Source organism: Alcanivorax sp., assembly GCF_014762765.1.
In the GTDB taxonomy this organism is placed as follows: domain Bacteria; phylum Pseudomonadota; class Gammaproteobacteria; order Pseudomonadales; family Alcanivoracaceae; genus Alcanivorax.
This window is the reverse complement of sequence record NZ_JABURH010000111.1, coordinates 21,106-32,001: the sequence shown is the minus strand read 5'-3', so window position 1 is coordinate 32,001 and position 10,896 is coordinate 21,106. Positions and strand designations below refer to the sequence as shown.

General features: G+C 57.9%; 11 protein-coding genes and 1 pseudogene. 7 read left to right on the top strand and 5 right to left on the bottom strand.

What is annotated here, in order from left to right:
- From HUJ17_RS06985 to HUJ17_RS06975, 3 genes and pseudogenes are all read left to right on the top strand, one after another.
- Nucleotides 1–612 (top strand): annotated as a pseudogene (locus HUJ17_RS06985) (RNA polymerase-associated protein RapA); the annotation flags it as partial.
- Nucleotides 613–860: 248 nt separating this feature from the next.
- Nucleotides 861–1,520, top strand: coding sequence for a dienelactone hydrolase family protein (locus tag HUJ17_RS06980; RefSeq protein ID WP_290510018.1), 660 nt, complete (start codon nt 861–863; stop codon nt 1,518–1,520).
- A 254-nt stretch (nt 1,521–1,774) separates the two neighbouring features.
- On the top strand, nt 1,775–2,254 hold the full coding sequence (locus tag HUJ17_RS06975) for a hypothetical protein (RefSeq protein WP_290510017.1): 480 nt from the start codon (nt 1,775–1,777) through the stop codon (nt 2,252–2,254).
- A 230-nt stretch (nt 2,255–2,484) separates the two neighbouring features.
- Here the strand turns inward: HUJ17_RS06975 and HUJ17_RS06970 are convergent, their stop codons facing one another.
- Genes HUJ17_RS06970 through coxB form a run of 4 tightly spaced genes read right to left on the bottom strand, consistent with a single transcriptional unit; the run spans nt 2,485 to nt 6,826 of the window.
- Nucleotides 2,485–3,363, bottom strand: a complete 879-nt coding sequence (locus HUJ17_RS06970) for a cytochrome c oxidase subunit 3 (RefSeq protein WP_290510016.1) — start codon at nt 3,361–3,363, stop codon at nt 2,485–2,487.
- 29 nt (nt 3,364–3,392) lie between these two features.
- Nucleotides 3,393–3,968 carry a cytochrome c oxidase assembly protein gene (locus HUJ17_RS06965; protein WP_290510015.1) on the bottom strand — a complete coding sequence of 192 codons (576 nt, stop codon included), beginning with the start codon at nt 3,966–3,968 and terminating at the stop codon, nt 3,393–3,395.
- 27 nt (nt 3,969–3,995) lie between these two features.
- Entirely contained in the window at nt 3,996–5,603 is a 1,608-nt protein-coding gene (gene ctaD / locus HUJ17_RS06960) for a cytochrome c oxidase subunit I (protein ID WP_290510014.1), read from the bottom strand.
- A 14-nt stretch (nt 5,604–5,617) separates the two neighbouring features.
- Complete coding sequence (gene coxB / locus HUJ17_RS06955; protein ID WP_290510013.1) at nt 5,618–6,826, bottom strand: cytochrome c oxidase subunit II; 1,209 nt, start codon at nt 6,824–6,826, stop codon at nt 5,618–5,620.
- 400 nt (nt 6,827–7,226) lie between these two features.
- Here coxB and HUJ17_RS06950 point away from each other — a divergent pair, with 400 nt between their 5' ends.
- Entirely contained in the window at nt 7,227–7,556 is a 330-nt protein-coding gene (locus tag HUJ17_RS06950; RefSeq protein ID WP_290510012.1) for a DUF1820 family protein, read from the top strand.
- Nucleotides 7,557–8,017: 461 nt separating this feature from the next.
- Here HUJ17_RS06950 and HUJ17_RS06945 read toward each other — a convergent pair whose 3' ends face one another.
- Nucleotides 8,018–8,275 (bottom strand): twin transmembrane helix small protein, encoded by a 258-nt coding sequence (locus HUJ17_RS06945; protein ID WP_290510011.1) that lies wholly within the window; start codon nt 8,273–8,275, stop codon nt 8,018–8,020.
- A 165-nt stretch (nt 8,276–8,440) separates the two neighbouring features.
- Here HUJ17_RS06945 and HUJ17_RS06940 point away from each other — a divergent pair, with 165 nt between their 5' ends.
- The 3 genes from HUJ17_RS06940 to HUJ17_RS06930 are packed head-to-tail and all read left to right on the top strand — an operon-like array spanning nt 8,441 to nt 10,894.
- Complete coding sequence (locus tag HUJ17_RS06940) at nt 8,441–9,196, top strand: SURF1 family protein (protein WP_290510010.1); 756 nt, start codon at nt 8,441–8,443, stop codon at nt 9,194–9,196.
- Nucleotides 9,196–9,810 (top strand): hypothetical protein, encoded by a 615-nt coding sequence (locus HUJ17_RS06935; protein WP_290510009.1) that lies wholly within the window; start codon nt 9,196–9,198, stop codon nt 9,808–9,810. Before HUJ17_RS06940 ends, HUJ17_RS06935 begins: the two co-directional genes overlap by 1 nt.
- Before the next feature lie 13 nt (nt 9,811–9,823).
- Nucleotides 9,824–10,894 carry a COX15/CtaA family protein gene (locus HUJ17_RS06930; RefSeq protein ID WP_290510008.1) on the top strand — a complete coding sequence of 357 codons (1,071 nt, stop codon included), beginning with the start codon at nt 9,824–9,826 and terminating at the stop codon, nt 10,892–10,894.
- The last annotated feature ends 2 nt before the right edge of the window (nt 10,895–10,896 follow it).

Below are 10,896 nucleotides of genomic sequence, written 5' to 3'. Positions count from 1 at the left end.
GCCACCGCCCTGGCCCGTGATGACATGCAGTTCCTTACCTGGGAGCATCCCATGGTCACCGGCAGCCTGGACATGCTGCTTACCGAACACCGTGGCAAGGCTGCCGTGAGTCTGCTTAAAAACCCCAAGATCAATGCCGGCACCCTGCTGATCGAGGCCATCTACACCATCGATGCGGTGGCGCCCAAATACCTGCAGGCGGACCGCTTCTTGCCTACCACGGTGATTCGCCACCTGCTCGACGCCAACGGCAAGAACATCAGCCAGGCGATCAGCCACGAGGGCCTGAGCCAGCAATGTCACAAGATGGACAAGCCACTGAGTCGCAAGATTGTCGGCAGCCAGAAACCGCTGTTGGATAAACTGCTCAAGGCGGATGAAGCGCTTGCCGCGAAAGAAGCCCAAGGCACAATTGATGGCGCCCTGGAAAAAATGCGCCAGGAACAGGGCCATGAACTGGCTCGCCTGAAGGCGCTGCAGGCCAAGAACCCGGCGGTGCGTGACGAGGAAATCCAGGCCCTGGAAGCCCAGACTGAAGCCTTGGAGAAAGTGCTCGGCGAAGCTCGCTGTCAGCTGGAAGCCGTGCGCGTGATTGTAGCCGGCGGGGCGTAAAAAACGAGGAGCGAGTGACGAGGTACGAGTAGCGAAAACCTTTATGATTTGAGTTTGCTTTTCGCTCCTCGCAACTCGTCACTCGTCACTGCCTTTCCATCCGCGTAGGCTGCACCGGCGCAAAACTTTTACCACGGAGGGCACAGAGAACACAGAGACAGTCTTTTCCTCAGTGACTCTGTGCCCTCTGTGGTGAACATTGATTTTGGTTTCGGCCACAACCACCCTCCGACCCCAAAGGACAAAGCATGAGCGAACTGTTGAAGTGTGTGGAAATCGAGCCGGCAGGCGATGCCACGGCTGCCGTGATCTGGCTGCATGGCCTGGGGGCCAGTGGTCATGATTTCGAGCCCATCGTGCCGGAGTTGCAGCTGCCAGCCGGGCTGGATGTGCGTTTTGTGTTTCCCCATGCGCCGGAGATTCCCGTCACCGTCAACGGCGGCATGGTTATGCCCGCCTGGTACGACATTCTCGCCATGGATATCGACCGCAAGGTGGACGAGGCCGGGGTGTTGGCATCCGCGGATGCCGTGGACGCCCTGATCGAACGAGAGATCCAGCGTGGCATTCCGGCCCACCGGATCGTCATCGCCGGCTTCTCCCAGGGCGGTGCGGTGGCCTATCAGACCGCATTACGCTACCCACAACAGCTGGCCGGCCTGCTGACCTTGTCCACCTATATGGCCATGCCGGTCACCCCCTCTACCGCTAATGCGTCCCTGCCGGTCATGATCTGCCACGGCAGCCAGGACCCCATGGTGCCGGAAGTGCTCGGCCGCCGGGCAGCAGACACCCTGACCAGCCTGGGTTATACACCTGAGTACCTCACCTACCCCATGGAGCATATGGTCTGCCTGGAGCAGATTCGTGATATCGGGCAATGGCTGAACAAGGTTCTCGCAGCCTGACCTGTACCAAAGCCCCCCCTCGTAGTCGTCTTGCCCACAAGGCGACTACGGTTATGGTCCTGCAGTGAAACGAATCCCTACCGATCCAACACCCCTCTAAATTGCACTTTGTTGCTTATCAACTGTCACCGCAGTCATTACTCACAGACTTCATCCGTTACGACGTTTTACGCTTCAAGCCACGCCAGTCACAGCAAAACACCGCGTGTTGTTGTCAGATGGGAGGAAGCCTGTCGTATAAGTGAGGAAAAGTGATGAAAGTAACGACATTACCCAAGCTGTTACTGCTGGGCACCGCAATGAGCTTGCCAGTGGCCAGCCTGGCTCAGCCACCGGCCTGGGCCGGCAAAGGAAAAGGCCAGGCGATGCAGCAACAGGAAAGCCACGAGCGGGAATACCGCCGTGATGACCACCACCGGGATTACCGCGATTACCGCTACAGCGACCGTGAACGTGACGCTCTGCGTCGCCATCTGAGCAACAGGGATTACCAGTCCCTGCCGCCTGGCCTGCAAAAGAAAGTGGCCCGCGGCGGCCAGCTGCCACCGGGCTGGCAGAAGAAACTCCAGGTTGGCCGCACCCTGCCCGATGACCTTTACTACCACGGGCAGCGTCTGCCGGTGTACGACGGCATACGCCGTATTGACGGGGTGACCGATGTGATCATCGACAATGAGGCCGTGAGAATCATGGACGCCACCCAGACCATTATTGATGTGTTCGGGATTCGTTGAGCTGCAAGAGACAAGTTTCAAGTCGCAACGCGAAGAATACGCAGTGTCTCTTTAAGAGGTGAGCCCCACGTGGATGCTGCAACGCGGGCACGGCCTCTGATATTGGAAGGCCATCGACCGCGCCTTGTAGCTTGAAGCTTGCAGCTTGAAACTCAAAAAAAAGCCGCGCCCCTTTCGGGGCGCGGCTTTTTGTTGCCTGCAGCGTGTAGCGTGCTGCTTCTTCCTGCTGCTTACAACCAGTAAACGGTCACGAACAGGAACAGCCATACCACGTCCACAAAGTGCCAGTACCAGGCACCCGCTTCCCAGGCAAAGCAGTTATCCGGGCTGAAGTGACCCTTGATAACACGGATCAGGGTGATCAACAGGAAGATGGTCCCGATGGTCACGTGGGCACCGTGGAAGCCGGTGAGCAGGAAGAACAAGCTGCCGTAGATCCCTGCATCCAGAGTCAGACCCATGTCATAGGCGTGCACATATTCCAGACCCTGCAGGCCCAGGAAGATGGCGCCCAGTACCACGGTGATGGCCTGGAAGATGATCAGCTTGCCGCGCTGGTTTTCCAGCAGAGCGTGGTGGGCAATGGTCAGGGTGATGGAGCTGACCAGCAGGATAGCGGTGTTGATGGCCGGCAGGCCCCAAGCGCCCATGGGCGTGGTGGTGCTACCGTCCGGGGTCACCGTAAGCGGCCACATGGCCTGGAAACCCGGCCACAGTAGTTCGTGGGTCATGGCGTTGGAGCCTTCCCCGGACAACCACGGAATGATCAACCAGCGGGTGTAGAACATGGCGCCGAAGAAGGCGGCAAAGAACATCACCTCGGAAAAGATGAACCACAGCATGCCCTGGCGATAGGAACCGCCCAGTTGATTGCTGTGCAGACCACCCACGGATTCCTTGATGGTATCGCGCCACCAGGCGGCAATGACCAGCAGCAACCAGGTCAGACCGATGAAGAACAGCGGCTTGCCGAAGAAGTTCGGCTCCATGGTATCCATGGTGCTCTGCTGGATGAACTTGGCACCGCCAATGGCGGTCATGAACAAGCCGATGGACGCGGTCAGCGGCCAGGGGCTGCTCTCGGGAACGTAATACTTTTCAGTAGCCATTCGAAAATCTCCTCTACAACCGGCTGTTATCAGTTCACAGCCACGCTGTTGTTTTTACCGGCGACCCGCTCTGTCACATCGAAGATCGTATAGGACAGAGTGAATTGGTTTATATGACGTGGAATTTCCGGGTCCAGATAGAAAATCATCGGCATGTCCTTACGCTCGCCTGCGGCCAGGGTCTGCTGGTCGAAGCAGAAGCACTGGGTCTTGTGCAGGTAGCGCGCAGCTTCCCCCGGCGTTACTGAGGGGATGCTCTGGGTAATCATGTCCGTTGACGTCGGGTTGCTGGCATAAAAATGTACCAGGGTAATTTCCCCCGGGTGCACCTTGACCCGCTTGGTCTCAGAGGTGAATTCACCGCTGATGCCGTCGCCTTTCTGGGTAATGAATTCCACCGTCACGGTACGATCCGCCACCACCTGTTCGGGAACGTCGGTGGCGGCCGTACTGGATGTCTTGCCGTTCAGGCCGGTGATGTCACAGATAACGTTATAGAACGGCACCATGAGGAAGGCGAAGCCAAACATGGCTACCGCCCAGATCAACAGCTTCTTCAGCGTACGCTTGTTGCGTTCTTCCACGCTGAGCTGTTTTTCGCTCATGGTACCGCTCCTGTCCGTTATCGGGACTTACTTGACCACCGGCGGGGTGTCGTAGGTGTGGAACGGCGCCGGAGACGGCACTTCCCATTCCAGACCTTCGGCCCCATCCCAAGGCTTGGCCGCTGCTTTTTCGCCTTTCTTCATGGCGCACAGCACAGCCACCGCCAGGAACAACAGCTGGGACAGACCGAACCAGAAGCCACCAATGGAAATCCAGAAGTTGTAGTCCGCAAACTGCAGCGCGTAGTCAGCGTAACGACGCGGCATGCCGGCCAGACCCACGAAGTGCATGGGGAAGAACAGCAGGTTGGCGGAAATCAGGGAGTTCCAGAAGTGCAGTTCACCCAGGGTCTTGTTGGGCATCACGCCGGACCACTTCGGCAGCCAGTAGTAGGCAGCAGCGAAGATGGAGAAGATGGCGCCGGTCACCAGTACATAGTGGAAGTGAGCCACAACGAAGTAGGTATCGTGGTACTGGAAGTCCACCGGAGTGATCGCCAGCATCAGGCCGGACAGACCGCCACAGGTAAACAGCACCACGAAGGCGATGGCCCACTTCATCGGCAGCTCGAAGCTCATGGAGCCGCGCCACATGGTGGCCACCCAGTTGAACACCTTCACACCCGTGGGTACGGAGATCAGCATGGTCATGTACATGAAGAACAGGGTACCGGCCAGCGGCATGCCCACGGTGAACATGTGGTGAGCCCATACCACGAAGGACAGCAGCGCAATGGACGCGGTGGCGTACACCATGGAGGCGTAACCGAACAGCGGCTTGCGGGCAAAGGCCGGAATGATCGCTGACACGATACCGAAGCTCGGCAGGATCATGATGTACACCTCGGGGTGCCCGAAGAACCAGAACACGTGCTGGAACAGTACCGGGTCACCGCCGCCGGCAGCATCGAAGAAGCTGGTGCCGAAGTGACGGTCGGTCAGCATCATGGTCACTGCACCGGCCAGTACCGGGATTACCGCGATCAGCAGGAAGGCGGTGATCAGCCAGGTCCATACGAACAGCGGCATCTTCATCAGGGTCATGCCAGGGGCACGCATGTTGAAGACAGTAACGACCACGTTGATGGCACCCATAATGGAAGAAATACCCATCATGTGGACGGACAGGATGAACAAGTCCGTGGAGTCCGGGCCATATTTGGTGGACAGCGGAGCGTAGAAAGTCCAACCGAAGTTCGGCGCACTGGGGTTGCCATCGCCGAAGGCACTCATGATCACGGAACCGATCAGGATCGCGAAGGCGAAAGGCAGAATCCAGAAGGACCAGTTATTCATCCGCGGCAGCGCCATATCCGGCGCACCAATCATCAGTGGAATCATCCAGTTGGCCAGGCCAACCGTGGCGGGCATCACCGCACCAAACACCATGATAAGACCATGCACGGTGGTCATCTGGTTGAAGAATTCCGGATCGACAAACTGCATGCCGGGCTCGAGCAGCTCGGCACGGATCACCATGGCCATAAAGCCGCCAGCGAGGAACATGGCGAAGCTGAACCACAGGTACAAAGTACCGATATCTTTGTGGTTGGTGCTGAACAGCCAACGTTTCAGGCCGGTCGGGGCGTGGTGATGATCGTGGTGATCATCATGGGTTGCAGCTGCAGTAGACATTGCTATCCCCTCCCTTATTCGTGGTCGTTAACGTCGGCGGGCTGAATCAGATCGCCGGTGTCGTTGCCGAAAGCGTTACGCTCGTAGGTGACCACTGCCGCAATCTGGCGCGGGGTCAACTGAGCCTTGAATGCGGGCATGGCAGCACGGCCATTTACCAGCACATCGATATGTTCGTTCAGGTGCTCCGGCTTGGTTGCGAAGTCGGTACCCGCAAACGGCAGACCAATGCCACCCTCACCATTGGCACCATGACACAGTGCACAGGCGCTGGCGTAAACCTGCTTGCCTTCGTCCATCGCCTGATCCAGTCCGGTGAACGGCGTCAGGTCAGGACCGGAAGCGGCTTTTTCTTTCTCTTCAGCAATCCAGGTCTTGAACTCGTCCTGGCTAACCACTTCTACCGCAATCGGCATGAAGGCGTGGTTCTTGCCACACAGTTCCGCACACTGGCCGTAATAGGTGCCTTCCTTGCCTTCCGGCACTTTTGCCCACATTTCATTGACGAAACCGGGAATAGCGTCTTTCTTGCCACCGAAATCCGGGATCCAGAAAGAGTGGATCACATCGTCTGAGGTCACCAGGAAACGGACTTTCTGGCCTGACGGAATGATCAGTTTGTTATCCACTTCCAGCTGGTAGTTGTGGTCTTTCTCGGGAGCTTCCTTGCCAACCAGCTCTTTCGCTGTGCCATAGGGGAACAGGCCGCCGGCCAGGACCGGGTTGTTGTACTGTTCAGGTGGCGTGGCCAGGTTGGAGAAGAAAGAGACACCGATGTCGTTGTCATCTTCGTAGGTCAGGTACTCGTAGCTCCACTTCCAGCGGTAGCCGGTTACCTTCACCGTCAGTTCGGATTCAGCGCTGTCGTCAATCTGAACCAGAACACGGGTGGCAGGCACCGCCATGGCGATCAGAATCACGAAGGGAATCACAGTCCAGAGCACTTCCAGGAAGACGTTTTCGTGGAAGGTGGACGGATTGGGGTTCTTGGCGCGGCGGTGGCTGATCATGGAGTATACGATCAGGCCGAACACCAGCAGACCGATGACGGTCACAATCCAGAGCACGGTGGTGTGAAGATCTTGAATATCCTGACTGACCTGGGTCACCCCCGGTCGCAGGTCGAGTTCGGAACGTTCGGTCCAGTCGCTGGCGAAGGTCAGACCACTGATCATCAGTGACGTCAGACCAACCGCCGCGCGGTGGAACAGAGTTGACTGCATGCGTTTGCTCCCTGTTTTCCCCAGCATGGCCCCGTAGGACACGCTTGTTCTTTGCCGTCACCGGCACCTGGAAAGCGAAGTTTCAGGATGATGCCGTGGAGCCGCAGCCAACGCCTTGTCCCGCAGACCTCAGCAACCAAGGGGGCGGCCACCAATAGGGATCGTGCGGGCGGCAAAATCCAATAAAATCAAATAGCTAGAAATCAGCACGGTCGATTTCACCAGATCGCCACAGGTGCGGCAAATTGCCCCACTGCATATATGGGCGCCAACTCTAGTCATTCGCATCCGCAAAGTCCAGCCGAAAGGTAGGGTTTATCAAGCCTTTCAGGCAGATACGAGCCCTCCTCATCGTGCTAGACTCCGCTCCCCTTTACCACACACAGCTTGTACCACATCCATGTCAAAACGACGTCAAATCTACCGGGTGATATTCCACAATCAGGGTCATGTCTACGAAATCTATGCCTCGCAGATATACCAAAGCGACCTGTATGGATTTGTCGAAGTGGAAGAGTTTCTGTTCGGGGAGCGGGCCAGCCTGGTGGTGGACCCGGGGGAGGAAAAGCTGAAGCGGGAATTCAACGACGTGATGCGCTCCTTTATTCCCCTTCACGCGGTCATTCGTATCGACGAGGTGGAAAAGGAAGGGGTCGGCAAGATCATGGAATCCAGCGGCAACAATATTACTGCCTTCCCCATGCCCCCGGGGCCGGCACCGAAGAAGTAAATCACGTCTCTGCGGGCAGCAGGTAAAAAAGAAGGGCGCCAGTCTCGCTGAACGCCCCGAGGGTTGCCTGATGTTACAAGAGGAGAAAACGTGTCTTGCTTACCTGATTTGTCCGGCGAGAACGATAAAGGTTCCGTCAGCGGATAAAAAAAACGCTATCGGCCTCATATCCGGGATTTGAACGAATCCCGCAACGGCTCGCCGGTATTCAGCGCCACCTGCTCGGCGCGGGCCAGCAGCCGCACGAACAGAACCACCATGACTCGGGTCATCCATTCCATAACGCAGCCTCCAGACAATTAGGGGGGTGGGGTGAAGCGCATCCTGCTCCCTGGTCATCCATTCGCTGACCCTTCACCTCATGCTCAGCAAGTCAGAGGCGGGCAAACGGCATAAGTTCGTGGCCGGTGCACGCTTTTACCTGACTTTTACAAGCAGTCCCCTTCTTTATATAGAAGGCGTTATTGCGCCGGGGCGGTCTGTTCAATGGGCTGGCCGTAACGTTTGGTGGGGTTCACATCATGAGGCTGAATCCAGCCCATCATCATGCTCAGCAGAATGAACAGGAAAATCACCGCCGAAAAGCCTACCCGCCAGGCCAGGGCCCGCATGGTCTTGCCGGATTTGCCGTCGTCCTTGACCAGGGAGAACAGGGCCCGCCCCAGTGAAACCACTGCCGCAATCAACAGTACGATGACAATCAGTTTCACCCACCACATACGATTACTCCGTTTCGATTGGCCCGCGTCTTGACCCGCGCTTGGCGGCAGGCAGGCTTTACTATGTACAATGTGCCGCCATTGTAATGGCCGCACCTGCCAGTGCACGCACTATTCCGCTGCGCTCCGCTCAGAACGGATGCTGCAGCCGCGAGAGCAAAGATCATGTCAAACACCAAGGACCGCAGTCCGGTTCTGTCCTGGATCGCCTTTCTGGCCACCTTTGCGGTTGTCGCCCTTTGCCTGCGCCTGAGCTGGTGGCAGCTGGAACGGGCAGAAGAAAAGCGGCTATGGCTGACCGCACAGGAAGAAAAGGCTCGCCAACCGGCTGCTGACCTGCCTGCGCTGCTGGCTGATCCGTCGCCTCTGCACCGGCAAGCCGCCTTCTCCGGCAGTCTGGACAACGCCCACAACGTGCTGCTGGACAACCGTATTCGCAACGGCGTGGCCGGCTATCACCTGCTCACCCCGCTGCAGACCCGTGAAGGTCACTGGGTACTGATCAACCGGGGTTGGCTACCCCGCGGTGCCCGTCGGGAACAGTTGCCGGAGATCCATGCCATCAGCGGGAGAATTCCCGTGGAAGGCACGGTCTATCGCCCCTCCCGGGAGACCTTTGTGCTTCAGAACGCCCCATTGCCCGACAATCAATGGCCTTTGCGGGTACAGAAAGTGGATTTTGACGCCATTGGCGAAAAACTTGGGGTAGAATTGGCCCCCTTCGAAATCCGGGTGCGCCCGGATCTGGCTCTGGGCGGTCATCCCCCCTTGCCACGCCCCTGGCAGGAGATCGCCCCCATGGGCCCGGACAAGCACAAGGCTTATGCGCTGCAGTGGTTTGCGCTGGCAATGGCGGCCCTGCTGATATATGTTGCCGCCGCCGTGCGCAACCGGCGAAAGACGCGAGAGGAACACTCCTAATGTCTCCACGCACCAAGAACATTGCCACCCTGGCGGCGATCGTTGCTCCTTTTGTCCTGTTCTTTCTGGCAGGCCGCTTTCTGATCGATCCGTGGGAACTGCCGCGGGAAAACAAGGGGCAGCTACTGATTCCCCATATCGACATGGCCAAGCTGAACGCCGTCAATGACGATGGCGACGCCTATACCGGCGACGACATGACCGGCCTTTGGACTATCCTTTATGTGGCAGGCAGCGAGTGTGATACCCGCTGCAAGAACGGCCTGTATTACCAGATGCGCCAGGTCCGCCAGACGCTCGGGGCAGACGTGGACCGGGTGCGACGGGTAATCCTGCATACCGCCCCGGCAGGCGACTCCCTCAACGCATTCCTGAACAACAACGTGAAAGGCATGGTATCAATCCATGCCGAACCACAAGCCGTGAATAACGCCCTGGCGCCGGTGTATGAAACCATCGACGGCGAACCGGTTGGCGATATTTTCCTGGTCAGCCCGGACGGCCAGATCTTCATGCGTTACCCCACGCACGAGAACATGGATGCCACCCTGGAAGAGGCGGAAAACATCCGCGTCGATCTCAAACGCACCCTGAAAGGGTCTCTGATCGGTTAACGGAACGCTATCTATGCAAGCGCTTACTCCTTCACAAATCTGGCTGCGCCGGCTGTCTTTGCTGGCCGTTTTCATGGTTGCCGTAGTGATTATTCTGGGAGCCTGGACCCGCCTATCCGATGCCGGCCTGGGCTGTCCGGACTGGCCCGGCTGCTATGGCCACCTGGATGTCCGCAAGGCCATCGATCATGTGAACACCACCAACGAAACCATGCCGGGCTCCCTTCGCGAAGCCCACAAGACCGTGCCGGAAATGGTGCACCGCTATTTCGCCTCTACCCTGGGCCTGGTGATACTGATCATCGCGGCCCTCTCTTTCATCAACCGCAAGCAGGAAAAGCAGCCGCTCAAGTTACCCCTGTTTCTGGTAGTACTGGTGATTTTCCAGGGTATTCTCGGCAAATGGACCGTCACCATGGGGCTGCAGCCCACCATCGTCATGCTGCATCTGCTGGGCGGCTTCACCACCTTTACCCTGCTGGTGTTGCTCACCGCCCGCCTCTACCGCTGGCCGCGTTTTCTCAATGATTGCGACGTGCGCATGCTCAAGCCGATTGCCTCCATCACCCTGATCGCCGTGATCCTGCAGATCGCCCTGGGTGGCTGGACCGCCAGCAACTACGCCGCAGTGGCCTGTACCGAACTGCCGGTGTGCGAAGAAGGCTGGCAGAATCGCCTCGATTTCGACGAGGCCTTTATTTTCTGGGGCCACGAGCATGACAAGCCGGACTACGAATACGGTGTACTGGATAACGATGCCCGCACCACCATCCACGTGATGCATCGCTTCGGCGCCCTGCTGGTGACCCTGCTGGTGTTGGCACTGGTAGCCAAGATCCTGATCCGCGCACGCAGTGTATTCTTCCGCAATTTCGCGCTGGGGATCTTCGCCCTGCTGGTGGTGCAAATTGCCCTGGGGCTGAGTAATGTGATGTTTGCCGTGCCCCTGGATGTGGCCGTCGCCCACAATTTCGTGGCCGTACTACTGCTCGCCAGTCTGGTACTCTTCATCCGCGCGATTAATGTGAAATGCGGCCTGCGCCAACCGTCTCCGCCCACACAATCCAAAGCGCAAGGAGCGTGACC